26 protein-coding genes are annotated in these 24,006 nt (G+C 42.5%); 8 read left to right on the top strand and 18 right to left on the bottom strand.

The window, feature by feature from the left end:
- Positions 1 to 250 precede the first annotated feature (250 nt).
- Positions 251 to 1,192: an ADP-glyceromanno-heptose 6-epimerase gene (rfaD, locus tag AB4407_RS06545; protein ID WP_029222819.1), complete on the top strand. Its 942-nt coding sequence runs from the start codon at positions 251 to 253 to the stop codon at positions 1,190 to 1,192.
- Positions 1,193 to 1,267: 75 nt separating this feature from the next.
- A complete protein-coding gene (lpxM, locus tag AB4407_RS06540) occupies positions 1,268 to 2,221 on the top strand; it encodes a lauroyl-Kdo(2)-lipid IV(A) myristoyltransferase (protein WP_372119728.1) in 954 nt (317 codons plus the stop codon).
- 65 nt (positions 2,222 to 2,286) lie between these two features.
- Here the strand turns inward: lpxM and AB4407_RS06535 are convergent, their stop codons facing one another.
- From AB4407_RS06535 to AB4407_RS06510, 6 genes are read right to left on the bottom strand one after another with little or no spacing between them, the layout of a single operon-like run.
- Positions 2,287 to 2,961, bottom strand: a complete 675-nt coding sequence (locus AB4407_RS06535) for a CatB-related O-acetyltransferase (RefSeq protein WP_372119726.1) — start codon at positions 2,959 to 2,961, stop codon at positions 2,287 to 2,289.
- A 7-nt stretch (positions 2,962 to 2,968) separates the two neighbouring features.
- Complete coding sequence (locus AB4407_RS06530) at positions 2,969 to 3,856, bottom strand: lipopolysaccharide biosynthesis protein (RefSeq protein ID WP_372119724.1); 888 nt, start codon at positions 3,854 to 3,856, stop codon at positions 2,969 to 2,971.
- Positions 3,846 to 4,802 (bottom strand): glycosyltransferase, encoded by a 957-nt coding sequence (locus AB4407_RS06525; RefSeq protein ID WP_372119722.1) that lies wholly within the window; start codon positions 4,800 to 4,802, stop codon positions 3,846 to 3,848. Before AB4407_RS06525 ends, AB4407_RS06530 begins: the two co-directional genes overlap by 11 nt.
- 18 nt (positions 4,803 to 4,820) lie before the next feature.
- Positions 4,821 to 5,309, bottom strand: coding sequence for a pantetheine-phosphate adenylyltransferase (gene coaD / locus AB4407_RS06520; protein WP_017097381.1), 489 nt, complete (start codon positions 5,307 to 5,309; stop codon positions 4,821 to 4,823).
- 9 nt (positions 5,310 to 5,318) lie between these two features.
- Positions 5,319 to 6,383: a glycosyltransferase family 9 protein gene (locus tag AB4407_RS06515; protein ID WP_372119720.1), complete on the bottom strand. Its 1,065-nt coding sequence runs from the start codon at positions 6,381 to 6,383 to the stop codon at positions 5,319 to 5,321.
- Positions 6,376 to 7,476 carry a glycosyltransferase family 9 protein gene (locus tag AB4407_RS06510; protein ID WP_372119718.1) on the bottom strand — a complete coding sequence of 367 codons (1,101 nt, stop codon included), beginning with the start codon at positions 7,474 to 7,476 and terminating at the stop codon, positions 6,376 to 6,378. Before AB4407_RS06510 ends, AB4407_RS06515 begins: the two co-directional genes overlap by 8 nt.
- A 71-nt stretch (positions 7,477 to 7,547) precedes the next feature.
- Here AB4407_RS06510 and AB4407_RS06505 point away from each other — a divergent pair, with 71 nt between their 5' ends.
- On the top strand, positions 7,548 to 8,252 hold the full coding sequence (locus AB4407_RS06505; RefSeq protein WP_372119716.1) for a 3-deoxy-D-manno-octulosonic acid kinase: 705 nt from the start codon (positions 7,548 to 7,550) through the stop codon (positions 8,250 to 8,252).
- Positions 8,253 to 8,273: 21 nt separating this feature from the next.
- Here the strand turns inward: AB4407_RS06505 and AB4407_RS06500 are convergent, their stop codons facing one another.
- The 10 genes from AB4407_RS06500 to radC form a co-directional block, all read right to left on the bottom strand.
- Positions 8,274 to 9,167: a hypothetical protein gene (locus AB4407_RS06500; RefSeq protein WP_372119714.1), complete on the bottom strand. Its 894-nt coding sequence runs from the start codon at positions 9,165 to 9,167 to the stop codon at positions 8,274 to 8,276.
- A gap of 3 nt (positions 9,168 to 9,170) precedes the next feature.
- Complete coding sequence (locus AB4407_RS06495) at positions 9,171 to 9,911, bottom strand: glycosyltransferase family 25 protein (RefSeq protein ID WP_372119712.1); 741 nt, start codon at positions 9,909 to 9,911, stop codon at positions 9,171 to 9,173.
- Positions 9,908 to 11,227 carry a lipid IV(A) 3-deoxy-D-manno-octulosonic acid transferase gene (gene waaA / locus AB4407_RS06490; protein ID WP_372119710.1) on the bottom strand — a complete coding sequence of 440 codons (1,320 nt, stop codon included), beginning with the start codon at positions 11,225 to 11,227 and terminating at the stop codon, positions 9,908 to 9,910. Before waaA ends, AB4407_RS06495 begins: the two co-directional genes overlap by 4 nt.
- A gap of 13 nt (positions 11,228 to 11,240) precedes the next feature.
- A complete protein-coding gene (gene waaF, locus AB4407_RS06485; RefSeq protein WP_009847976.1) occupies positions 11,241 to 12,296 on the bottom strand; it encodes a lipopolysaccharide heptosyltransferase II in 1,056 nt (351 codons plus the stop codon).
- Positions 12,293 to 13,243: a glycosyl transferase family 90 gene (locus tag AB4407_RS06480; RefSeq protein ID WP_372119707.1), complete on the bottom strand. Its 951-nt coding sequence runs from the start codon at positions 13,241 to 13,243 to the stop codon at positions 12,293 to 12,295. The genes waaF and AB4407_RS06480 overlap by 4 nt, the downstream gene beginning before the upstream one ends.
- Before the next feature lie 208 nt (positions 13,244 to 13,451).
- Complete coding sequence (gene mutM, locus AB4407_RS06475; protein ID WP_372119705.1) at positions 13,452 to 14,261, bottom strand: bifunctional DNA-formamidopyrimidine glycosylase/DNA-(apurinic or apyrimidinic site) lyase; 810 nt, start codon at positions 14,259 to 14,261, stop codon at positions 13,452 to 13,454.
- A 2-nt stretch (positions 14,262 to 14,263) separates the two neighbouring features.
- Positions 14,264 to 14,812 (bottom strand): hypothetical protein, encoded by a 549-nt coding sequence (locus AB4407_RS06470; protein WP_372119703.1) that lies wholly within the window; start codon positions 14,810 to 14,812, stop codon positions 14,264 to 14,266.
- Positions 14,813 to 15,159: 347 nt separating this feature from the next.
- Positions 15,160 to 15,327 carry a 50S ribosomal protein L33 gene (rpmG, locus tag AB4407_RS06465; protein ID WP_002535344.1) on the bottom strand — a complete coding sequence of 56 codons (168 nt, stop codon included), beginning with the start codon at positions 15,325 to 15,327 and terminating at the stop codon, positions 15,160 to 15,162.
- A 13-nt stretch (positions 15,328 to 15,340) separates the two neighbouring features.
- Positions 15,341 to 15,577 carry a 50S ribosomal protein L28 gene (gene rpmB / locus AB4407_RS06460; RefSeq protein ID WP_004728407.1) on the bottom strand — a complete coding sequence of 79 codons (237 nt, stop codon included), beginning with the start codon at positions 15,575 to 15,577 and terminating at the stop codon, positions 15,341 to 15,343.
- Positions 15,578 to 15,869: 292 nt separating this feature from the next.
- Positions 15,870 to 16,544 (bottom strand): DNA repair protein RadC, encoded by a 675-nt coding sequence (radC, locus tag AB4407_RS06455; protein ID WP_012603038.1) that lies wholly within the window; start codon positions 16,542 to 16,544, stop codon positions 15,870 to 15,872.
- Between the two features lie 223 nt (positions 16,545 to 16,767).
- Here radC and coaBC point away from each other — a divergent pair, with 223 nt between their 5' ends.
- From coaBC to lpxL, 3 genes are all read left to right on the top strand, one after another.
- A complete protein-coding gene (gene coaBC / locus AB4407_RS06450; RefSeq protein ID WP_372119701.1) occupies positions 16,768 to 18,009 on the top strand; it encodes a bifunctional phosphopantothenoylcysteine decarboxylase/phosphopantothenate--cysteine ligase CoaBC in 1,242 nt (413 codons plus the stop codon).
- 138 nt (positions 18,010 to 18,147) lie between these two features.
- Complete coding sequence (slmA, locus tag AB4407_RS06445) at positions 18,148 to 18,738, top strand: nucleoid occlusion factor SlmA (RefSeq protein ID WP_017100198.1); 591 nt, start codon at positions 18,148 to 18,150, stop codon at positions 18,736 to 18,738.
- Between the two features lie 22 nt (positions 18,739 to 18,760).
- Positions 18,761 to 19,711, top strand: coding sequence for an LpxL/LpxP family Kdo(2)-lipid IV(A) lauroyl/palmitoleoyl acyltransferase (lpxL, locus tag AB4407_RS06440; protein WP_372119699.1), 951 nt, complete (start codon positions 18,761 to 18,763; stop codon positions 19,709 to 19,711).
- Positions 19,712 to 19,844: 133 nt separating this feature from the next.
- Here the strand turns inward: lpxL and pyrE are convergent, their stop codons facing one another.
- Both pyrE and rph read right to left on the bottom strand, forming a co-directional pair.
- Positions 19,845 to 20,486 carry an orotate phosphoribosyltransferase gene (gene pyrE / locus AB4407_RS06435; protein WP_004735727.1) on the bottom strand — a complete coding sequence of 214 codons (642 nt, stop codon included), beginning with the start codon at positions 20,484 to 20,486 and terminating at the stop codon, positions 19,845 to 19,847.
- A gap of 215 nt (positions 20,487 to 20,701) precedes the next feature.
- Complete coding sequence (rph, locus tag AB4407_RS06430; protein ID WP_215406366.1) at positions 20,702 to 21,418, bottom strand: ribonuclease PH; 717 nt, start codon at positions 21,416 to 21,418, stop codon at positions 20,702 to 20,704.
- Between the two features lie 214 nt (positions 21,419 to 21,632).
- On the opposite strand from rph, the gene AB4407_RS06425 reads away from it, so the two are divergent.
- On the top strand, positions 21,633 to 22,499 hold the full coding sequence (locus tag AB4407_RS06425; RefSeq protein WP_372119696.1) for a YicC/YloC family endoribonuclease: 867 nt from the start codon (positions 21,633 to 21,635) through the stop codon (positions 22,497 to 22,499).
- Positions 22,500 to 22,736: 237 nt separating this feature from the next.
- Positions 22,737 to 23,960, top strand: a complete 1,224-nt coding sequence (locus tag AB4407_RS06420) for a tyrosine-type recombinase/integrase (protein ID WP_372119694.1) — start codon at positions 22,737 to 22,739, stop codon at positions 23,958 to 23,960.
- Positions 23,961 to 24,006: the final 46 nt, after the last annotated feature.

Genomic DNA, 24,006 nt, shown 5'->3' with positions numbered 1-24,006 from the left:
GCAACTAAAATAGTTCAGAATCAATTGCGACTAAACAACGCTCATGTCGCGCGTAAGCCGGCCTTCAAACAAAAGTCGAAGACGTAGAATCTTTCATACTAAGGCCAACAAGATCGCGTTGTGAGTAGGTAATAATGACTAGATTAACACAATCATATCACACTAGAATTAAAGAATTATTCCGCTAGCTCGCTTCGTTTGTTCCTTGCTATACTCGTGTGAGTTTGTATTCAAAAAAGTAGGAAGAAATATGATTATCGTAACTGGTGGTGCAGGCATGATTGGCAGCAATATTGTTAAGGCGCTCAATGAAGCAGGCCATAACGATATTCTAGTTGTCGACAACTTAAAAGATGGCAAAAAATTTAAGAACCTGGTTGACCTAGATATCACCGATTACATGGATCGTGATGACTTTCTAACTCAAGTTATGGCTGGCGATGATTTCGGTCACATTGAGGCTGTTTTCCATGAAGGTGCATGCTCTGCAACCACCGAGTGGGATGGCAAATACATGATGCTCAACAACTATGAATACTCTAAAGAGTTACTGCATTACTGTATCGAGCGTGAGATTCCGTTCTTGTATGCTTCTTCTGCTGCCACTTATGGTGAAACCGATACCTTTATTGAAGAGCCGCAGTACGAAGGCGCGCTAAACGTATACGGCTATTCAAAACAGCAATTTGATAACTATGTGCGTCGCTTAACTGCAGATGCAACCGCACACAACGAAACGCTTTCTCAAATCACTGGTTTTCGATACTTCAATGTCTACGGTCCACGTGAGCAGCACAAAGGCAGCATGGCTTCTGTCGCATTCCACCTAAACAATCAAATGAACGCCGGTGAAAACCCGAAATTATTCGCAGGAAGCGAAACCTTCAAGCGTGATTTTGTGTATGTGGGTGATGTTGCGGCCGTAAACCTATGGTTCTTAAAAAATGGCGTTTCCGGTATCTTCAACCTAGGTACAGGTAATGCTGAATCATTTGAAGAAGTCGCAAAAGCGGTGATCAAACATCATGGTAAGGGAGAGATTGAAACCATCCCATTCCCTGAGCATTTGAAAGGCGCTTACCAAGAATTTACTCAAGCTGATTTAACTAAGCTGCGCAATGCCGGTTGCGATGTTCAATTTAAATCGGTTGCTGAAGGCGTCAGCGAATACATGCAGTCAGTTAATCGCTAGACTACATTATCTCGAAAACAAGCTAACGATATACTGTTAGCTTGTTCAATCTATATCGCCAGTTAAAGGTTTACAGTGACAACTCAACGCGACGACTACGATCCTAAAGCATACAATCCTAAATTCATCAGTGCGTTTTTATCACCAAAACACTGGGGAACTTGGCTCGGGCTATGCCTATGCCTGCCCATTTCTTTGCTGCCAAACTCGATTCGAGTAGCCATCGCAAAATTCGTGGCGACAAAAATGGCGAAGAAGCAACGTGGCTCAGTACAAAAGGCACGTATAAACCTCGCGCTTTGTTTTCCAGAAAAGTCTGTTCAAGAGCGTGAAACCATTCTAACCAATTGCCTAACAACGGCTGGCGCCTTTTTACTTGGTTTTCCTGCTATATCATTACGCAGTAAACGTTGGCTTGAAAAACACTCAGAAATCATTGGATTAGAACACTTACAACAGCTACAAAAAGGCAATCAAAGTGCTATTTTGCTCGTACCTCACTCTTGGTGCATCGACATTCCGGCGATCCTTTTAGCTTCAAGAGGCTTACCCGTTTCTGCGATGGCCAATAGCCAGAAAAATCCTCTGACCGACTGGTTAATGCACAAGCAAAGAGTTCAGTATGGCGGGCGAGTTTATGATCGCAGTGGCGGTATTAAGCCTTTTATCAAATCAGTCAAAGATGGCTACTTGGGATATTACCTGCCAGACCAAGACCATGGTCCAGAGCAAAGTGTATTCTCAGACTTCTTTGCGACTGAAAAAGCAACCTTGCCCGGACTTGGAAAACTAGCAAAAGTAAGCAGAGCGAAGATCGTTCCGACCTTTGCCAGCTATAATATTGAGACGGGTAAATACGAAATCGAAATTAAAGCACCCATTGAGTTATCTGGCGATGAACATCAAGACGCTAGAGCAATGAATGAAGTCGTTGAAGGTTTTGTTAACCCTAGACCTGAACAGTACATGTGGATTTTAAAGTTGTTAAAAACACGCAGGAATGGACAAGACCCATATGTGGGTTATTAACCTACATATGGGTATAAACCTACACGTAGGCATATAGACTCGATTGATTAATTAATTAGAAAACTCTAGCTAATCAATCGTGTGAAATCTTTGATGTTAATGAAGGCCCCTTGATGCTCTTTGATTTTTTCAAGTGGCCATTCCCACCACGGTTCCATTAAAAGAGCTTCCCTTTCCTGCTCAGTAAAGCGCTTCTTAATCTCTTTCGCCGGAACACCACCCACAATACTGAATGCTTCTACATCTTTGGTCACAATAGAACCTGTTGCAATAACAGCACCATGTCCGATAGTCACTCCCGGGAATATCTTCACATCTTCACCAATCCAAACATCGGATCCAACAACAACTTGGTAATGCTCCTCAACATACTGAGTATGCGAGTAAATAGTACCCTTGTTAAAGTCCAGCCCTTGTTTCTGCATCAATCGATGATCTGCACGATGAAAGCATGGGTGAGTCGAAACATAATCATTGACCGGGTGATTATTTAAGACAATTTTCACATTATTAGCAATCGAACAAAAACGACCTATCTTGACATTGTTCATATTACAATGTGTATCAATATAAGTACCAAAGCCAATATATGAAGCATTCACATCACAACCGTTTGCCACTGAGTTACAGCCTTCAAATTGAGTGTCTGTAAAGTTTGATTTTCGAGAAAGGAAATTCCTCTGCTTTTTTTGGTCGCGAATGAATATTAGCTTCTTTATCTTGCGTATAATTTTTTTCATAACGAGTCTATTCACCATTACCAGATAGCAGTTTGTGATAAAAACCATCTACTGTGTAATCTTCAAGCTTAGTCAACACTGACTCGTCAAAACCGCTAGACATAAAGCCTTCAATATTACTGGCAAGTTCACTTAAAGAGTCAAATATCAGAAAGTTATTTTTTGAGTACAAAGGGTGGTTATAAAGACTCGTATTATTAGTGATGACTTTCTTTCTTGCGTATAGCGCTTCTTTCACTCTCATAGTGTCAGACGTCTGTCCATCAAGAACCATTTCCAATACACATTTGGTATTGAGCATCACGGTTAGGTATTCAACATAGGAATAAGACGGTTTTTTGTCAAAAACGATAAAGTTGCACTTAAAGTCACCCAATGCCTCTTTTATTTTTTGAACCTTTTCTTTCCTTCCTTTATCCACACCAACAAAAGAAACATCGAAATCAGATGATTTTTCTATCTCATCGATGATTTTCAGTTGAGGCATAGGTAGGTAAATATGCTTAAAGTTATACTTTTCTGCATCACCTTCATCAAAAGTATACGTTTCGAAATCGTTTAGGTGATGGTTCAGACTTCCATCTGTGACATTTCTGAAAACAATCACTTTTCTTCCATCAACCTTTGATATTGACTTAATGTCTCTCAAAGAATCGGTGGTGAATATGACATCGAAGCCATCTAGCGCCTTTATTCTTCGTCTTATGATCGCTCCATAAGCCTCATGATAGTGTTTTTTACTGTAGAAAAATAAAAAAGAGATTAATTTCACTAACCATTTGCTTAAGAAAATATGATGCTTTTCATAATCAGACGATAGCACATCAATTTCTAGTTTTTCATACTGTTGTTTATAGCCTACAAAAACCAGTTTTGGTTTCAATTTATCGTTCATAAGGCAACCTTTTAAAAGACTCGACAATACTTCCTAATGCACTATTAGCTTTACTACCTTCAACTACCTTCTCGTAATAACTCACATACGCTGCAGCCATGACATTGGCATTGAATTGCTCTCTCGCGTATTCATTACAACGAGCTGAATCATAGGTGTCAGAATTTAAGATTCCTTCTACGAGCTCTTGTTCACTGCTCGATAAAAGACCTACCTCACTAGAAACTAATTCCGGCAGTGAGCCATAGGGTGTACCAAACACTGGACAACCAAAATACAAACTCTCTGTAATCGCTAAGCCAAACGGTTCATGCCAAGTCACGGGGAATATCAGACCTTTTGACTGAGTCATGATCTGAGATTTCGTGGTATCGTCCACCATCCCTAAAAAACGAACATGACGATCTAGCGTTAACCTAAAACCCATTTTTAGGTTCAATCGATGGCCGCCCAAGACATCAAGCTGCTGGCCCGCTTTCTTGGTAATATCAATGGCACCTTGAACATTTTTAACTCGCCACGCCGCTTTCCCAAGAAAATGGAAACGTTCTCGTTTCAAGTTAAAGTTAGGCTTTTGGTAGTTGTCCCAATTCAAGCCGTTGTAAACATAAGCTTGTGCACCATGATTTTTTGCATGCTGAGATGAAACAAAGACGGTATTAGGGTCAATAGGGCCGTCTGAATTACCATGCTGCGTTAAAATGTAGGGATACGAGATAGGCTCTAGATCAGAGTGGAAATGTACAACATCAATATCATTTGGAAGCTGACTTTGCAGTGGTACATTCGGTTGATACTCTATGACTCTCGCCCAATCACACTTTGTTCCTTTACCAGCGAGCAGCGTCACTCGGTGCCCAGCAAGATGCAATGCATAAACTAAGTCCCAAATGACTCGTTCGGTTCCACCATAATTCACCACAGGTAACGTGGCTCTTGTATACATTAGAATATTCATAATCACTTAATTTTTAAAAGCTTTTACTTTAGCGACAACAGCTTGATGAACACACTCTGGAACAAATTGCTCTATGTCTCCACCATGAATAGCCACTTCACGAACCAATGTTGATGATAGAAAAGCAAACTCTTCAGAAGGCGTCAAAAACAGGCTCTCTAGTTCTGGTTTCAACCGACGATACATTGTCGTCAAACCAAATTCATACTCAAAGTCCATTGTCGTTCTTAAGCCACGCACCAAAATTGAGGCATTTTGCTCGGTCGCGAAATCAACCAGCAAGCCGCTAAAGCCTTCGACTGAGACATTAGGTAATTCATGGCAAGTTTCTCGCAATAAGGCCACACGCTCATCTAAGCTAAATAAGGTGGCTTTACTTGGGCTCTCTGCGACACCAATGACAAGTTTTTCAAACATACATGCGGCACGTTTAATTAAGTCATAGTGGCCGTTAGTCACTGGATCAAAAGTACCTGGGTAAATTGCTATTTTCATGACATTCCTTTATTCACTGGATGTTTTCTTGTTTTTCAATCGGCCTAACACACGGTCTAGCTGCTCAATCACCGATTCTGTAGAAATAAAGGCCATAAGATCTTTTCCTTTGACTCGGGTTCCCCATGGAAGATCACTAACCGCTTTGCCGTGTTGCTCTTCAGCAATCTGTTCATAGACAGAAACCACATTGTCTAAACTATGGTAAGGCCCTGTTCGCATTGGGTTACTGTGCGCATACAAACCAATCACGGGGATACCTTGAGTCGTCGCAATGTGTGCAGGCCCTGAATCAGGAGCGATCACTACACTGGATTGACCAATCACTGCGGTAAGCTGCTTTAACGAGGTTGAGCCTACTAAGTTAATACAAGGTGATGTCATGTGCTGAGAGATATTGTCGGTTAAATTGCGCTCTCTATCCGTTGGTGCACCACAAAAAACCACTTTAAAGCCTAACTGATAAGCGTGATCGGCGACAGCGGCATAGCGCTCAACTAACCAGTTTCTCTCATCTTTACTCGCGGCAGGGCTAATAACAATATACGGCTCATGCGCAAGCTCCATCGATAGTCTTTGATCTTCATCAGACAAAGCAAGATCCCATGTCGGCACCTGTTTGGAACACCCCAAAAAGTAAGCAAATTCAGAGAAATTATCTAACACATGAGATGCGTCCGTTTTTGGTAGCTTGCGGTTGGTAAAGAGCCACTGCCCCTCTTTGGCACGTGTCCAACTAAAACCAAGTTTTACTTTTGCCTTTATTCCTAACGTTAACAGACTGGCTCTTAATGCAACTTGCATATGCAGTAAATAATCAAACCGAGTGTGTCGTAAGGCTCTCCATACTTCTTTCATTCCTTTTAGGCCGCGTTTTTTATCAAACACGACAACCTGAATCCCCGGTATATCACCAAGCAATTGAGCTTCGATTTTACCCATAACCCAGGTGATCTGACATTCTGGATAGGTAGCTTGAATAAGTTGCACCACAGAAAGGGCATGACAAACATCACCAATGGCAGATAAGCGCAGAATACAAATAGATTTGGGAGCAGAAAGAGCGTTATTCATTGATCGATTCCAATGGCATCATTTCTAGAACAGCAGAAACAACGTTATCTGGCTTGATATCTTGAAGGCATGGCGAATAGACATCATCGCTAATCTGACATCTGTTTTTATAACAAGGGACGCAGTTACGTTCAGATTGCACAAGTCGAATATTAGCGACCCTTTGGGAGCTAACACCATTACTGTATAAATTGTTCGTTACATCAATTGGCTCTGCATATGGCCAAGGTGACCACATGCTTGCTGGCGCTACGCTAATAATAGATACAATTGGGATCGAGTAACCGGATGCGAGGTGACCCGGGCCACTATCAGGTCCAACAAAACCATCACTGTGTTTTATTAATACAGAGGTTTGAGCTAAAGATAATTCCCCTAAAACACTGACCAGTTGGGTCGACTTAGGGACTTGGCTCATGATTTGTTCAACAATGGTCTCGTCTCGTTCTAATTTAGCGCCAGATAAGACAATATTATAACCTGCAGATATCAGACGATTGATGACTTCAACCCAATACGAGACTGGCCACTGCTTAATTTCGTTGGAGGATGGCGCATGCACAACAATGTAGTTTGATGGCAATCTCTTTTGAACCACTGAAGGTAATAACTCTTCGGGAGAGACTAGCCGTGCAATACAATTAACATCTATGGTATCCAGCATACGAGCAACGCGACTCATTTTATGCTCAAAGCGATGCTGTTCTTTAATGTAATGAGTATAAATTAACTTTTTAACCCAGGCGCCAGAAAGCGATTCATCAATTGCACCAAGTCTTTTCTTACCAAAGATAAAACTATAGATAGCTGTTCTATCATTAAGCATTTCATTGACGACTAAATCATATCGACCATGCGTTTTTAAAATCCGGTAATAGTCCTTAACGGATGCTCTTGGCGGAATTTCAACTAAAGAGTCAACGTCTGGATTGGTACCAAAAACCATCTCCCCTCTAGCATTAACTAAAACATCTATTGTGGCGGTCGGAAACGCTTTTCTCAGACTATGGGTAAAAGCAGAGATCAACAAACTATCACCAATGCAATGAGTGGCAACAACTAATATTTTTTGGTAACTACATGAATCGTTCATTAATCTGTTCGGCGTTTGATATACTGTTCTACCAAGTATGCCATAAACTCCCCAATACGAGACAGTGATTCATGTTTACAACAAAGCAAATCCATAAAACAACGTACTGGTATAATCCTAAATTACTCACCGAAGACGTTGAATTGGCTTTTTCTGTGGATTATTGGAAGGCGAATCAAGCAATACTGGGGCACGCTCAAGGTAGAGGAACAACATGGTTTGTTAAGGGAGAAAAAAGCAATTTCGCTCTTCGACATTATCATCGCGGCGGCTTGTTTGGAAAGCTAGTTAGAGACAGCTATTTATTTACTGGATTAGAGAACTCACGAGCATACCAAGAGCTAATGTTACTTGAGCTTCTAGCCACACATAAAGTTAATGTCCCAAGCCCAGTTGCTGCAAAGGTGTCGCGAGAAGGGCTGGTTTACAAAGCCGATATCTTAATTGAAAAGATTTCCGACGCCGAAGACTTAGTAAAGATACTGTCGAACAAAAAACTATCCGATACCCATTTCAACGATATTGGCCATCAAATTCGAAAAATGCACGATGCCGGGGTCAATCATACCGACCTCAATATCCATAACATTCTCGTTGATAAAGCAGACAAGGTTTGGATTATTGATTTCGATAAATGCGTAACGCAAACAGGTAATAACTGGAAAGAGAGTAATTTAAAGCGACTTAAGCGCTCATTCGAAAAAGAAGTTCGATTGGGAAGGATTGATGCTCAGCACTTTGATTTTTCACAAATTGAACAAGGGTACACAAACTGAGTACCCTTGAGAAACTGTGATTTATTCTTCTTTCAAACCAAATAACTTACGAAGTTTCTTTTTCTTTTTATAGATATGCCCTCGAATCACTTCAGCAAGAGGGCGCTTGAAGCACACTTCTTTAGCTAAGCGTATTTGCTCTTCAAATGGTTTATCTCCATGTGCTTCAAAGAACTGTTCCAACACCGTTCTCGCCCAGTCTTTTCGTCCACTTGTTGAATAATGATTGAGCCAAGCTTTCGCTGGTTCAATATTCACCTGTGTAGAGAGCGCTTCAGATAACGCAAACTGCTCTAAAGTGTGTGCCTCACACCCTTCTTGACGTAACGCTTGAATCAACACATCGGCATGATCAAAAGCTGATGTGTGTTTTCCGGTGATACCGATGACTGCCGACGCCCACATAACTGAGTCTGGATTGGTGCGGTAGACACTGCCATCCATAAGCTTTATATCTCTATCTCTGATATGTGCGTATTCATTGGTGCTTGGCAAAGTATTGATGTTCACTTCTGAGCAAAACAGTAACGCGTTTTTATCCGATATAGAGTCGAAGTAAACGTTTGTTGGCACGTTAAAGTACGTATCTGTATCTAGAAAAAGCAGTTTATCTTCAGGACTCAACTCTAAATTATCACAAAGATATTTTAAGCCGCGGTTCTTGATTCTAAAGTGATAAGTATTGTCTAGACTCCATTCAGCCTTTTGATCAGGCGATATCGGAAACACTTTAATTGGCATATTAGCGAAGTGCTCAGGTTCTTCCGCTAGAACAGAAATTTCAGGCCTAGTTCCATTTGCCTCAACCCAATTGGCTAAAAAAGACAAAATGCAAAACCTTGCGCCTTGATAGTAAGTTCTATCATTGCCATAAATGACAAATGTTAAGTGTTTTCTAGCCAATTCTGATTTCATAATTTAGTACTTCGTAATATTTTTAAAAAGTGCTTTGTGCTTGCTGCTGACATGGCTTCGAACATGAGTTCGGTATCCCTCTTTAAACCAACTTCTAACCGTCGCATAAAGCCCTGAGGTTCTACCACTCAACTCACTATCAAATGCACCGGTTTTACTACCCTGACGAACCAAAGGTGGGTGTGTCCAAAAAATATTGTACTCTAATGTCGTTCGCTCATTACCAATATAACCATCAATAGGTGCGTCAGTTATATTGCTTTCCATATGCTCTACCATTGCACGAGCAAAACTAAGGTCATAAAGCAAACCACCAGTAAGCTTGTTCGTTTTACACAAGTACAGATGTTGATTTGGAACTCTTACTGATGCAGGTACTAAGCTCGATGCCTCTTCAATATTTACAAGATACTTTTCTTCACCAGCAAGCTCGCTTTGGAAAGCTTCTAGTTGCTCAATAAAATCGCTATTTAAAAAAGCATCATCTTCTAACACTAATACTTGTGGAATTTGTTCTTCTACGACTTTTTTCATCACTAAGTAGTGCTTATAAAAGCAAGACTTCTCAGGGAGCCTCAGTGAGTCGTCAAAAAAACCATTTCTAACCTCATCAGATAGATCATCGATATCACCAGCTAACATATATTCGTAATCAGTGATGCCCACTTCTGGCAGGTGCTTATCTATATGTTTTCTACGTTCTTCGTAGCCTTTGCTTACATGAATAACAAAAGTTTTGATCATGGTGATGTCTCAATATTGGTTGACTGATTATTGGTGGCTGAATGATGTATCAATTGGAGTGTTTTATGTAACGCACCTTGATTCTGTTGAACTATACCATAGCCTATTCGCCCTTTTTCAATTAACTCTTTAGGCTTGGATAATGCACTGATCATTTGTAAAGCAAGCTCATTCTCATCGGCTACAACAGACAGTGCGCTCGAGTCGATCAATTGATTCGCCAGGTCCGCAAAATTGAAATAGCTCGGCCCTGTTAAGCAGTATTTTTGAAGCAGCGCAGGTTCGATGAAGTTATGCCCTCCTACTTTCTTTCCAAGTAGGCTTCCTCCCATAAAGACAAGATCGCTCGCAGAAAGCATAACCATAAGCTCTCCCATCGTATCTCCTAGGTAGACATCGACATCGAGCGGTAACTCGTCAACAACTTCGGTTCGACGAACTAAAACTAAGCCTTGGTTTTGAGCCAGTTCTGCAACTGAGTCAAACCGTTCAGGATGACGAGGTACTATCACTAAGAGTAATTTTGGCAGTTCTCTTTTGGCTTGTTGATAGGCCCTAAAAATCTGTTCATCTTCACCGGCATGGGTACTCGCGGCGACAACAATCTGTCTACCCTGCCCCAAAATCCTTTTAAGATGTTCACCTTGTGTGATGACATTATTATCAATCGACACATCGTACTTAATTGACCCTGTGACAATGACTTTTTCGCTCGGCGCACCTAGCAACTCAAATCGAGATTTATCATCAGAGTGTACCGTCAATATTAAATTTAACTTAGAGATAGTCGGATAAATTAACGAACTCATTTTTTGATAATTACTGGCTGATTTTTCGGATAATCGTCCATTAACTAATATCATCGGAATATCATTTTTAGCAACGGTGTTAATGGTGTTTGGCCATAATTCCGTTTCAATAATGAGCATGTTATCTGGCTGAACGCGGTTGATAAAACGTTGAACACACCAACTAAAATCAATAGGCATATAACGATGGCTAATCGAACCGCTCATCTTTTCGACCTGCTCAGCGCCTGTACTCGTTGTTGTAGTGATCAGTATTCTTTTATCTGGGTTTTGTATCGCCAGTTGTTCAACTAACTTTTTACTCGCCAGCACTTCCCCTACTGAAACGGCATGAATCCAAATCACACCCGATTGTCTATTCTTAATAGGCGGTGTAAATCCGAAATGCTCTTTCCAGCGATGACCAAAAGGCGGTTTGTTTGCTTTGGAGCGATATAAGCCCCAAAGCAGAATAGGGCTAACAAGGAAAAGTAGCGCGGTATAGGCCCAACGAACGACGATGCTCATATAACGACCTTATTTATATTTTGCCTTGGGAAATAACATCAAACTGCTCAATAGCACTAATGACTCTACTCGGCATTAACTCAGTGAGGCACTTTAGGTGCTGCTTGGGACAAGTTCGTTCAAAGCAAGGTCGGCACTCAATATCGGTATTGATGATCGCCAGTTTGTTCGTTAGCGGAGGCGTATATTTAGGTGAACTAGAGCCGTAAACAGCCACGACATTACAGCCCACCGCAGCGGCCACATGCATCAGCCCAGAATCATTGCTAACGACAGTACGACAAGCCCCGATCAAGTCTACAGCCTGAATTAAGCTCGTATCTCCAGCTAAATTGAAGCAATGCTGCTGCATATTAACAGGGACTTGTTCGATTATCTTTTGGGTTACTTCACGATCTTTAGCCGAGCCAAACAGCCACACTTGGTAACCTTGCTTTATCATCGCTGTCGCTGCTGTTGCAAAGTGATTATCAGGCCAACGTTTCGCAGGACCAAACTCAGCACCAGGACATAAACCAAGGACAGGCCTTTGATTGTTTAAACCAAATTGCTCCATAGCCTCTTGTTGGCTGGAGTCAACAACTTGTAGGCTTGGAAAAGGTAATGATGACAATTCACCTAAACAACCACTACCCGTCATTTCAGCTTTAGGGTGCGCTAACGCTACATACCGCTCTAACATGTATTGAAACGCTTTTTTATTGGTTCTAACGTCATTAAGCAAACCAAAACGCATTTCACCTTTCCAGCCAACTCGTTCAGGAACGCGTGCAAACAGGGGAATTAAAGCTGATTTGGCGGAGTTAGGTAATACGTACGCTTTATCGTACTGAACTTCCCTCAACGATTTGCCGATCTTATAACGAGATTTCAGATCAAATTGCCCATGCCCTAGTGGCATTTCAAGCGCTTGATTGACTTGTGGCATTCTTTCCAAAATAGGCTTACACCATGCTGGCGCTAAAACATCAATTTTTGCGTCAGGATACTGTCTTTGCAACTCAATATATAAGCCTTGAGACATCACCATGTCTCCAACCCATGATGGGCCAATAATCAGAATTTTCATTTGTCTTGCTCGTTAATAGCGTGTTCGTTAATAGCTTGGCCAGATAGTCTAAAATATTCTTGAAGTGTTTTAATGCAGACCAATTTTTCTAATTGTTCATCTTGGAAAGGAGCAAGGTATTCATGCGCATTTTTGATCATCTGTTCAGACTCTTTAGGGTTGTCTAAATAGTATTGAATTTTTTGCTCAAAGTCTGACCAATCATCTTTCACTTCTACATAATGCACGCCCGGCTGCAGAGTGCCTTCCATAAACCAGGTTTCAAATTTCATTTTTGGAGTAACGACAAGTGAGTTTGAAGACATTGCCCATTTCAAGTTTGATGCAACATCGTTCCCTTCAAGACAAATAATGAATTTGTATTGAAGCTGCTCTTCTACTGTCATAAATGGTTGTTGCCACTCAGGGTGTTGCTCTGAAGTATTCGATTGACCGGCATTCATCAGTGGATGACCATACATAGTTTGCATAAAACGAATTCTATGTGGTTGAGTCACAGCACCACGAAACACAGCCATATTTTTTTTATCAGAAAAACTTAAGCTATCATCCACGAATCGGAAATGACGACGCTTATCTAATTTAAATAGTACAGAGTTACTATTGTTCCCATCAATCGGACGAGCTTTAAATAAAGTTGGAACTGGCTCTATATGCGTTTCATCACCAAAGTAGTAACTGAAACGAAAGTACTTTGGAAAATAATAAAGAAACTCTTTAAGATCAAAGAAATAAGATGTATAGCCTTTGCGAGAATAATTACTAATCTCGCAGCTTAGACTAGCCTTATCAAAGTCGCTGAGCCCTTTCACATAATAATTTACTCTGCTTTTTATATAATCAGCTTGACCGGAATATGACTTTTCCAGCTTTTCAAACTGTTTTGAAAAATACAAACGAGGTGCGATAGAGAGCAAGGCATGTTTTAGATAATAAAATATCTTCATAGTTTCTCTTTATATTTTATTTTTGCGTAATGTAACGAAAGAAAAGTCAGCAACCATAGGTAAGGAATTATCAACGAAGCTCTAGAGGTAGATTCTGCCTTTAGAAATGAAGACGACAAGTTCCACAATAATACCCGTAATTTTATCAGATAAAGTGCCCTAGACACAGCTTCAAGTGATATCAAGCTCTGTATTGAGGGCTATACATCTATACCTGACATTGAGAACAAAAAAACGTATTCCTCTGTCCGATTTTTTGCTCTTCAAGCTTCTCACTACAACTCGGACACTGTTCACCAGCCTTACCATAAACCTGCAGCTCTTGAGCAAAATATCCCGGTTTTCCATCCGCTTGGGCGAAGTCTTTGAGTGTGGTCCCACCTTGTTTGATGGCGGTAGCGAGTACTTGTTTGATCTCTTTGGTTAACAAGATCCACTCTTGTTTTGTCACTTTGCTTGCTGGGCGAAGTGGATGAATTCGTGAAGAAAACAGCGCTTCATTGGCGTAGATATTCCCCACACCTACCACTACTTTGTTGTCCATAATGAACTGTTTGACGGCAACCTTACGCTTTTCTGCTTTCTCAGCAATGTAATCTGCGTTGAAGTCGTCAGTTAGTGGCTCAGGGCCAGAGCCTAGTAGCACAGAATGGAATTCATTAGGTGCAGACCACAGCCACGCACCAAAACGACGGGGATCGTTGTAACGCAGTACCTTGCCATTGGTTAACTTAAGATCCACGTGATCGTGTTTTGCTGGCGGGAAATCCGCGTCTAACACGCGCAGTGAACCAGACATACCAAGATGCACAATCGCAGTGCCTGTATCTGTCTCAATCAATAGGTACTTAGCTCGGCGTGAAATAGAGCGAATGACCTGCCCTTCTAATCGCTTAAGTTCTTGAGGAATATCCCAGCGCAGCTTAGGCGTTCGAAAAGTCAGGGATTTAATCTTCTCACCGACTAAATGAGGCGAGATCCCCATACGGCTTACTTCAACTTCGGGTAATTCAGGCATAGTTAGTCGTCCGATTTAGGTGGTTTGTCTGATATAGATAGCTTGTCTGCTTTAAAGAGATGGTCTGATTTAAATGAATCTCCTGAGCCAAAGCTTGGAAACAAGTAGCTCTCTTCAATAGACACCGCCAGCCACTGATCATTCCAGTTTTTTAGCAACCAAAACTCAGCAAGTTGATAATAAGTAATACGCTGTGGCTCTTCTTGGTCTTGATACCAAACTTCAATGGTATGCGGCGTATTAAGCTGGGGAGTCAGGTCGGTATAGGTTTGTGAGTCGACTTCGGTGCCCACAAGTTCCTGCCACCTCTGTGACAGCTCTTGCGCACTGGTAGTTTGAGGAAGCACTGTGTCTTTAAATTGATAAGCCCAATGATCGTCTTCGAGTACAACTGACCAATTAGCAAAATGCAAAGCTTGAAGCTCAGCTGCTGGATTTAAAAGAGAAGGATAAGATCCGCTGACTTTAACTTCGGGTTCGGGTTCGATAAGGTACGTTTTGATCAATGTTGGAAGGTTTAGCACCCCAATAAAAGCGATCACGCTTAACATGAGTATGTTGTTCCATCGACGCCCACGATATCTCATCTGATTCTGCTCATCTAACCTATTGAGTGTTCAGTATATCGTGAAAAAGGCGATACTTTCTATGTTGCGCGGTTTTCTATCACATAAGCCCATCGGCAAGTGTAACGTCTGTACGGTAGGTGCCAAATTTAACCAATAATACTTACCCTTATCAAAAACACTGAGTCTCCTCGAAAATATTTAAGCTTCTCAAAAAAACTCAGGTTTCTCCAAATACTGGGGCTTCCCAAATTTTGGGCATAAAAAAACCCAGCTATAAGCTGGGTTTTTAATTTATTCTTCTATAAAAGAAGAGACAAAGGGGCTATCAATTACTTGATTTTAGCTTCTTTGTACATAACGTGCTGGCGAACTACTGGATCAAACTTTTTGATCTCAAATTTGCCTGGCATGTTACGCTTGTTCTTGTCAGTTGTGTAGAAGTGACCAGTTCCAGCAGAAGATACTAGACGGATTTTCTCACGAATGCCTTTAGCCATTGCTTAATTCCTCTTAAACGTTTTCGCCACGTGCACGGATATCAACAAGAACAGCATCGATGCCTTTCTTATCAATAATACGCATGCCTTTAGCAGTTAGACGTAGTTTAACAAAACGTTTTTCGCTCTCTACCCAGAAACGGTGAGTTTGTAGGTTCGGCAGAAAACGACGCTTGGTAGCATTGCGTGCGTGTGAACGGTTGTTACCCGTTACTGGACGCTTACCAGTTACTTGACATACTCGGGACATGAATGTCTCTCCAAATCGTTTCAGCTCGATATCAACCTTGGTGGCCGAACCTCTCTATCAATTCTGAAAATAGAGGTAAAAACCATAATGGAAAATCCATTCAAGGCTATCAAAGGTCGCGTATTATACTAACTTGACATGCATTGCTCAAGACCCGAACAGATCCTTTTTAAGGATTTCGTGATCTTTTTTTGAACAGGGCAGCTATTTGAGTAATCAGAGCTGATTTAAGGTTCTAAAATGTGGGCGGAATGATAGCAGATTTAACGCAACTAACAACCTAAAATGTGATTCAAATCCATCCGCGCTCTGCAAAAGAGATAACTTCGCCATCTCCAACGACAAAATGGTCGAGAATTCGGATGTCCACTAGTGCCAATGCGTCGGTTAATCTGCGTGTAATTCGCCTATCTGCTTGGCTTGGCTCTGCGACACCGGAAGGATGGTTGTGCGCTAGAATTAAAGCGGCAGCATTATGATGAAGTGCCCGTTTAACCACTTCTCTCGGGTAAACAGATGCTGCATCGATGGTTCCTTCAAACATCACTTCATCCTTTATTACTCTGTTTTGGTTATCTAGGAACAATATGTAGAAGGCTTCTCGCTGGCGATCACGCAATATACTCGAAAGATACAACTTGGTGTGACTTGGGCTAGTTAGTGCATCCCCTCGAGATAAAGTCTCGGCCAAATAACGTTGCGTCATCTCCAAAACAGCCTGCAACTGGACATATTTCGCCTGCCCCATCCCTTTATGGGCACAAAACTCGGCCTCCGTTGCAGAAAAAAGATGGCGAAGCGAACCAAAATCTTTGATCAACTTGTCTGATAGCTCTAAAACATTCATTCCTTGTGTGCCCGTTCGAAGAAATATAGCTAACAACTCCGCATCACTTAAGGAGTCGGGGCCTCTACTCAGTAACTTTTCTCTTGGCATCGACTCAACAGGCATTTTACTTATAGGCATATAAAGGCTATCTAGGGTGATGAATAGGATCCATCAGCCTAATCCGTTTGTCTACGGAGAGCTTCCACAGCGTTATAAAGAAGACTAATGCCTAGCAAAACCGTGTAATTGATAAGTTTGATAACATCAACTTGATGAGTGTCAAACCTGTTCCAATTCTGCTTCTAGGCACTAATCCTTTGTTCTGATATCGTTAGTCCCAGAGAAATTAAGGAACAGAATCATGCAAACATTGGTTAATCAACTGGATAACGCTGACCAACAAGGCCTAGCTGGAAAAAAAATCCTACTTGGCATTAGTGGTGGTATCGCAGCTTATAAATGTGCCGAACTGACTCGACGCTTAATCGAACGTGGTGCGCAGGTACAAGTCGTCATGACTACTGCGGCTAAGGAGTTCATTACTCCTCTCACCATGCAAGCTGTCTCTGGAAGGCCAGTGTCTGATAGTTTGCTTGATCCTGCTGCTGAAGCTTCCATGGGGCACATCGAACTGGCGAAATGGGCTGACCTAGTCTTATTAGCACCCGCAACCGCAGACCTTATTGCGCGTATGACCGCAGGCATGGGTAACGACCTACTGACCACTTTGGTTTTAGCAACCGATGCGCCAGTTGCGGTATCCCCAGCAATGAACCAACAAATGTACAGCCACCCTGCAACTCAAGAGAACATCGCAACGCTAAAACGTCGTGGATGTGAAATCTGGGGTCCGGCAGCTGGTGAACAGGCCTGTGGCGATGTTGGTATGGGGCGTATGTTAGAGCCAATGCAACTGGTCCATCGTTGTGAAGACTTCTTCCAACCTAAACCTCTGACTGGCCGTTCGGTGTTAATTACTGCGGGTCCAACTCGCGAAGCGATCGACCCAGTTCGTTACATTACCAATCATAGCTCGGGCAAGATGGGCTATGCACTGGCTGAAGCGGCCGCGAAACAAGGTGCCACGGTAACTCTAATTAGTGGCCCTGTATCACTCGCGACACCAAATCAGGTTAATCGCATTGATGTAGACAGCGCACAACAGATGTTTGATGCCGTGAGTGCCAATGCTGCTCAGCATGATATTTTCATCAGCTGCGCTGCGGTTGCCGATTACCGCCCAGAGACCATTGCAGACCAAAAGCTTAAAAAAGTCGATGGTAAAGATGACATGACCATTCAAATGGTTAAGAACCCAGACATTGTGGCTTCCGTTGCCTCAATGACTGAAGATCGTCCATTTACTGTCGGCTTCGCAGCAGAAACTCAAGATGTCGAGAAGTATGCGCGCGGAAAATTGGAAAGAAAGAACCTCGATATGATTTGTGCTAACGATGTCTCTGTCGAAGGCCAAGGCTTCAATAGTAGTAGTAATGAGTTGCACCTTTATTGGAAAGGTGGCGATAAATCTCTACCTCTAGATAGCAAAGACTCTCTTGGTTTCCAGATCCTTAATCAGATCCAACAGCTTATTGACGTATAAACGCACAATTTTACCCTGACAATACGCTGACACCTCTCGATTCTGTTGACCTAGGTCTTACAAAACTAGGAACAGAATTGAATGGTGTTTATAATCCTGCTTCACTCAATCCTCATCTTTAGGAAAGGAAGTAAATAGATGGCCGGTACTCGAAAATCAAACCGTCGTGAAGAAATCCTGCAAGCTCTAGCACAAATGTTGGAATCGACCGAAGGTGCTTCTCGTATCACAACGGTAAAGTTGGCCAAGCAAGTTGGTGTTTCTGAAGCTGCGTTATACCGCCACTTCCCAAGCAAAGCTCGCATGTTTGAAGGCTTGATCGAGTTCATTGAAGAAGCGTTGATGTCTCGAATCAACCGTATTCTAGATGAAGAGAAAGACACACTAGAGCGCATACGCCTAGTGCTACAACTTATCTTGGTTTTCTCAGAACGTAACCCAGGCCTGACTCGAATTTTGTCTGGTCATGCTCTAATGTTTGAAAATGAACGCCTGCGCGATCGCATCAATCAGCTTTTCGAACGTATTGAGACGCAACTTCGTCAAATTCTACGAGAAAGAAAGCTTCGCGAAGGGAAGTCATTCCCGGTTGATGAAAAAATCTTAGCGGCTCAATTGTTAGGTCAGGTTGAAGGAAGTTTAAATCGATTTGTTCGCTCGGACTTCAAATATCAACCGACAGCAAACTTTGAAGAGTATTGGGCACTTCTGAGTGCACAAATCGAATAGTAATCAGCATTAAGCCAAATATATGAACAAAACCACATATGATAAGCCTGAATTTTCACTCTTACTGCTTCACCCTAAGTACTGGCCCGTATGGCTAGGCTTTGGGTTGTTGGCTCTAATTGTTAACCTGCTACCTTACCGTGTGTTGCTCTCCTTAGGGCAGCGACTTGGCTTACTAGGCGTGCGTTTTGGTAAAAAACGGGTTGATATTGCAACTCGTAATATGGAGCTGGCCTTTCCTGCAAAGCCCAAAGAAGAAATAGACCAACTAGTCAAAGAAAACTTCAAAAATACTGGATTAGCGTTGATTGAAACCGGCATTACTTGGTTTTGGCCAACTTGGCGATTTAAGATGTTACTGGTTGATAAAGATACTGAAGTAATGAGGTCGCATAGCAAAAATGGTAAAGGCGTTCTACTTTGTTGCGTGCACGCTCTCAACCTTGAAATTACCGCTCGCGCTTTTGCTGTACTCGGACAGCATGGGTATGGCGTGTATCGCCCACATAACAACGCGGCATATAACCTTATTCAGTTTTGGGGCCGAACCCACAATGGCAATCTGACTATTGATCGTAAAGATGTGAAAAAGATGATACGTGTTCTGCGTAACGGAGATCGCCTATTCTATCTCCCTGATCATGACTACGGTCGCAATAAATCTGTATTCGTACCTTTCTTTGCAGTAGAGGATGCAAGCACCACCACTGGAACCAGCATTTTGGCTTACACCAGTCGATGCGCGGTCGTTATTGGGTCTGGCTTTAGAAATGCCGACGGCAAATATGAAATCATGGCCGATGAATCAATTGAAGATAACTATCCCCAAAAAGATGAAAAAGCGGCAGCAGCGTATATGAACCGCTATCTTGAGAAGATTATCTTAAGAGCCCCAGAACAATGGATGTGGCTACACAAGCGCTTCAAAACCATGGAAGATCCAGAAGCTGAAAAAGGCATTCGTTACAAGTAAACGAGCCTTGTTCTGTCCAATAAGATTTAAGTAAAAAAATGCCCGAAAGAGTTTCATCTCTCGGGCATTTTTCTTTTTTAAGCTCTAAACCTAAGGCACTAAACTATTAGGTTCAACTTCTTCAGTTTACGAATTAGATTCCGTATTGAGCTCGGTACGCTTTTACTGACTCTAGGTGTGCTGCGTCGGTGCCTTTCTCTTCAAGGAAAGTAACCAAGTCAGTCAGGCTAACGATTGAGATAATCGCACAACCAAAGTCACGCTCTACTTCTTGGATCGCAGACAATTCGCCTTTGCCCTTCTCTTGACGGTCGATAGCAACAAGCACACCCGCTAAATCAGCGCCGTTTGCTTGGATGATTTCCATCGACTCACGAATCGCAGTACCAGCAGTGATCACGTCATCAACTAACATGATGCGACCTTCAAGTTCGCTACCCACTAGGTTGCCACCTTCACCATGGTTTTTCGCTTCTTTACGGTTGAAGCAGTAAGGCGTGTCCACATCGTGGTGATCTGCCAGTGCAACCGCTGTTGTTGTTGCGATTGGGATACCCTTGTACGCAGGGCCAAATAGTACATCGAACTCAATACCTGAATCTGCTAATGCTGCTGCGTAGAAGCGACCTAAGCGTGCAAGGTCACGACCTGTATTAAACAATCCAGCATTGAAGAAGTAAGGGCTCTTACGGCCAGACTTTAAAGTAAACTCACCAAACTTAAGTACTTCTTTCTCTAGTGCAAATTCAATAAATTCACGTTGATATGCTTTCATGTTTTTCCTCTACGTTTATTCAATATAACTTAATTAACTTAAACTCTTCCTAGTATCTTCTAAGTAGTCGTGTTTTCCGCTAGGCAACAAGCTTGCGAAACCCGTGAGCTTACGAGTAGTAAGTGATTCGGGTGAGCAAGCGCAGTTAACAACACGGAGGGCGCGAATACGACGAAGATAAAAAAATAGCCCCCAATGTGGGAGCTATCTAGAAACTAATCGGCCAACGCAGCTTTCTGCGCTTCGACGATATCGGCAATGCCCTTATTCGCCAGGGCTAAAAGCTGCATCAGCTCTTCGTGGCTGAACGGTTCGCCTTCTGCGGTGCCTTGAATCTCAATCATCTTACCGTCTTCCGTCATTACAACGTTCATATCGGTATCGGCTGCTGAGTCTTCAACGTACTCAAGGTCACACAATGCTTGTGCACCAACGATGCCCACTGAAACTGCCGCTACGTGGCCTTTCATTGGGTTCTTTTTCAGTTTTCCGCTTGCTAGTAAGCTGTTGATAGCGTCTGCCATTGCTACGCTTGCACCTGAAATAGAAGCAGTACGAGTACCGCCGTCAGCTTGGATAACATCACAATCGACAGTGATCATGATTTCACCCATCGCTTTCAGGTCAACAACTGCACGTAGGCTACGCGCGATCAAACGTTGGATTTCCATCGTACGACCACCTTGCTTACCACTCGCCGCTTCACGACGGTTACGCGTGTGCGTTGCACGTGGCAGCATACCGTATTCAGCGGTTACCCAACCCTTTCCTTGGCCTTTTAACCAACGCGGTACGTTTTCTTCTACCGTCGCATTACATAGAACTTTAGTGTTACCAAACTCAACTAATACAGAACCCTCAGCATAAGCTGTGTAGTTACGAGTAATTTTAATTGGACGAATTTGATCTACAGCGCGGTCATTTGGACGCATTGGTATCTACCTTATTAACAGTCTGAAGTGATTTTCTATCGAAAGAGTGCATCACCTAAGAAAGGGGTGAGACAGTTTTGATTGGGGCAAGATTATATAGCAGTTTATCGCGCAAAGCTATCCATCATGAAAGGCGATAGGCTTCGAGTGCAACTCGTATCGTGATACTATGCGTGCGCGTTATTTTCAGAATGATAAAAGACAGGAAAATTCGATGATTTATAGTATGACCGCGTACGCACGCAAAGAAGTAAAAGGCGATTGGGGTACAGCAGTATGGGAAATCCGTAGTGTAAACCAACGCTACCTAGAAACTTACTTCCGTATGCCTGAACAGTTCCGTGGTTTAGAACCAATCCTACGTGAGCGTTTCCGTAAGCGTCTAGCTCGCGGCAAGGTTGAATGTAACCTACGTTTTGAAGCAAACCCAGCAGCGAAAGGCGAGCTAAGCATTAACGAAGGTTTGGCTCAGCAAGTAATCAGTGCGGCGAACCAAGTGATGGCGATGACAGGCGAAGACAGCCGTCTGAACCCATTCCAAATCATGAACTGGCCTGGCGTAATGGAAACGCCAGAGCAAGACATGGATGCTATCAACAAAGACCTACTTGAAGCATTCAACGATGCCATCGCAGAGTTCATTGATGCTCGTGCTCGTGAAGGCGAGAATATGAAAGCGCTCATCGTTCAGCGTTTAGATGCGATCACTGAAGAAGTAGTTAAAGTTCGTGCTCGCATGCCTGAGATCCTAGAGTGGCAACGTGAGCGCCTTCTTACCAAATTTGAAGATGCGAAAATTGAGCTTGAAGGTTCTCGTGTTGAACAAGAGCTTATCCTACTGGCTCAAAAGTCAGACGTAGCAGAAGAGCTAGACCGTCTAGACTCTCACGTGAAAGAAGCAAATGTAGTACTGAAGAAAGGTGGCGCTTGTGGCCGTAAGCTTGACTTCATGATGCAAGAGTTCAACCGTGAGTCAAACACGCTAGCATCTAAGTCTATCAGCACAGACATCACAGCATCGGGCGTAGAGCTTAAGGTTCTTATCGAACAGATGCGTGAGCAGATCCAGAACATCGAATAGATTCCCCCTCTACTCCACACACTTCCACAAAGCCCTTATTGATAAGGGCTTTGTTGTTTTTTTTCATCCCTATACATCCATAAAATTCGTCAACAGCCATGAACGAACGGGGAGTATCTTGGGTAGCACTTTGCTATTTACTCCCCACCGTAGTATAAATATCATAACATACTCCCCACTTCGGGAGGGTGATGTTATGATAACTTCGATTAGAGCTATAAATTCAAGGAGATAGAGATGGGGAATCTCACCGTCAACCAAGTTAAGGCGATAGTAAAAGACCAAAAAACGGGTCGTCATGCCGATGGTGATGGTGATGGTTTCTATCTAATGATTCCTAGAATAGGTCGACCATACTGGATGCTAAGGTATACCCTTTTTAAGAAAAGAAAGGAGGTGACTATTGGCAAGGTCGATGAACTTTCTCTTGCAGATGCAAGGTTGAAAGCATCTGAGCTTCGAAAGCAAATAAGCGAAGGGATTAACCCAATTGCAGAAAGAAAACGGAGTAAGCAAGCCGATATACAAATAATCGATGATCTCTTCGAAGACTGGTACAAGGATCTGTCCAAAAGGCTCAAGCATCCCAATATACCTAAGCGTATCTATCAGAAAGAGATCTCTCCACAAATTGGTCAATACACGTTGAAACGTGTCACACCTTTAGATATCCGTAACATCATCCAAATAGTCGCTGACAGTGGCCGTCCAACCACAGCTAACGACACGCTAATGTATTGTAAGCAGCTTTTTAAACACGGTATGAAGATTGGTGTTATTGAGTCTAACCCTGCACTAGCATTTTCTAACTATGATGCTGGTGGCATTGAAGAAAGTCGAGATCGGGTCTTAGAACTGGAAGAGATTAAACATGTTTTTTCCGTCTTCAACCAAAACATTTATAGTTTCAATCGAGACAACTACCTAGCTTGTGCTCTGCTTCTTTGTCTTGGCGTTCGTAAATCAGAGCTAACAGAAGCAAAGTGGACTGAGTTCGATCTAGATAATGCTTTATGGCACCTACCAGCGGAGCGAAGCAAATCTGGGACAGGTTTCACTATTCCGCTTCCGGAGCTGTGCATACAGTGGTTTAAAGAACTGTATATGCGAGCTTGTGGTTCGGAATACGTCTTCCCTAACAGAAGAGAAAGCAAAGTACCGCACATGGGCAAAGACACATTGAACAGAGCTATTTCAAAGCTATTTGGTCGAGAGCCCGGTCGTAAGGTACAACCACCAAATAAAATGCGGGATATCAAACACTTTGCGGTTCACGATCTACGTCGCACCTGCCGTAGCCTACTCGCTTCGGTAAAAGTTCCTAGCCATATCGCGGAGCGCTGTTTAAATCACAAGCTGAAAGGAGTCGAGGGTATCTATGATCGGTATGACTACTTGGAAGAGCGCAAAGAAGCACTGGAAAAAGTCACCGATCTGGTTAAGAATCATATTGTCATTTAGACATAAGCAAAAAAAGAAAAGAGGATGCCGCTAGCATCCTCGTATT

Origin of the sequence: Vibrio sp. 10N.261.46.E11 (genome assembly GCF_041472735.1) — a bacterium.
Taxonomy (GTDB): domain Bacteria; phylum Pseudomonadota; class Gammaproteobacteria; order Enterobacterales; family Vibrionaceae; genus Vibrio.
This window is presented reverse-complemented; position numbering and strand designations above follow the sequence as displayed.

Excerpts from the sequence above, each read along its gene's own strand:
- rfaD (WP_029222819.1), top strand. The coding sequence starts at position 251 with ATGATTATCGTAACTGGTGGTGCAGGCATGATTGGCAGCAATATTGTT.
- AB4407_RS06535 (WP_372119726.1), bottom strand. The coding sequence starts at position 2,961 with ATGAAAAAAATTATACGCAAGATAAAGAAGCTAATATTCATTCGCGAC.
- AB4407_RS06530 (WP_372119724.1), bottom strand. The coding sequence starts at position 3,856 with ATGAACGATAAATTGAAACCAAAACTGGTTTTTGTAGGCTATAAACAA.
- AB4407_RS06525 (WP_372119722.1), bottom strand. The coding sequence starts at position 4,802 with ATGTATACAAGAGCCACGTTACCTGTGGTGAATTATGGTGGAACCGAA.
- coaD (WP_017097381.1), bottom strand. The coding sequence starts at position 5,309 with ATGAAAATAGCAATTTACCCAGGTACTTTTGATCCAGTGACTAACGGC.
- AB4407_RS06515 (WP_372119720.1), bottom strand. The coding sequence starts at position 6,383 with ATGAATAACGCTCTTTCTGCTCCCAAATCTATTTGTATTCTGCGCTTA.
- AB4407_RS06510 (WP_372119718.1), bottom strand. The coding sequence starts at position 7,476 with ATGAACGATTCATGTAGTTACCAAAAAATATTAGTTGTTGCCACTCAT.
- AB4407_RS06505 (WP_372119716.1), top strand. The coding sequence starts at position 7,548 with ATGTTTACAACAAAGCAAATCCATAAAACAACGTACTGGTATAATCCT.
- AB4407_RS06500 (WP_372119714.1), bottom strand. The coding sequence starts at position 9,167 with ATGAAATCAGAATTGGCTAGAAAACACTTAACATTTGTCATTTATGGC.
- AB4407_RS06495 (WP_372119712.1), bottom strand. The coding sequence starts at position 9,911 with ATGATCAAAACTTTTGTTATTCATGTAAGCAAAGGCTACGAAGAACGT.
- waaA (WP_372119710.1), bottom strand. The coding sequence starts at position 11,227 with ATGAGCATCGTCGTTCGTTGGGCCTATACCGCGCTACTTTTCCTTGTT.
- waaF (WP_009847976.1), bottom strand. The coding sequence starts at position 12,296 with ATGAAAATTCTGATTATTGGCCCATCATGGGTTGGAGACATGGTGATG.
- AB4407_RS06480 (WP_372119707.1), bottom strand. The coding sequence starts at position 13,243 with ATGAAGATATTTTATTATCTAAAACATGCCTTGCTCTCTATCGCACCT.
- mutM (WP_372119705.1), bottom strand. The coding sequence starts at position 14,261 with ATGCCTGAATTACCCGAAGTTGAAGTAAGCCGTATGGGGATCTCGCCT.
- AB4407_RS06470 (WP_372119703.1), bottom strand. The coding sequence starts at position 14,812 with ATGTTAAGCGTGATCGCTTTTATTGGGGTGCTAAACCTTCCAACATTG.
- rpmG (WP_002535344.1), bottom strand. The coding sequence starts at position 15,327 with ATGGCTAAAGGCATTCGTGAGAAAATCCGTCTAGTATCTTCTGCTGGA.
- rpmB (WP_004728407.1), bottom strand. The coding sequence starts at position 15,577 with ATGTCCCGAGTATGTCAAGTAACTGGTAAGCGTCCAGTAACGGGTAAC.
- radC (WP_012603038.1), bottom strand. The coding sequence starts at position 16,544 with ATGCCTATAAGTAAAATGCCTGTTGAGTCGATGCCAAGAGAAAAGTTA.
- coaBC (WP_372119701.1), top strand. The coding sequence starts at position 16,768 with ATGCAAACATTGGTTAATCAACTGGATAACGCTGACCAACAAGGCCTA.
- slmA (WP_017100198.1), top strand. The coding sequence starts at position 18,148 with ATGGCCGGTACTCGAAAATCAAACCGTCGTGAAGAAATCCTGCAAGCT.
- lpxL (WP_372119699.1), top strand. The coding sequence starts at position 18,761 with ATGAACAAAACCACATATGATAAGCCTGAATTTTCACTCTTACTGCTT.
- pyrE (WP_004735727.1), bottom strand. The coding sequence starts at position 20,486 with ATGAAAGCATATCAACGTGAATTTATTGAATTTGCACTAGAGAAAGAA.
- rph (WP_215406366.1), bottom strand. The coding sequence starts at position 21,418 with ATGCGTCCAAATGACCGCGCTGTAGATCAAATTCGTCCAATTAAAATT.
- AB4407_RS06425 (WP_372119696.1), top strand. The coding sequence starts at position 21,633 with ATGATTTATAGTATGACCGCGTACGCACGCAAAGAAGTAAAAGGCGAT.
- AB4407_RS06420 (WP_372119694.1), top strand. The coding sequence starts at position 22,737 with ATGGGGAATCTCACCGTCAACCAAGTTAAGGCGATAGTAAAAGACCAA.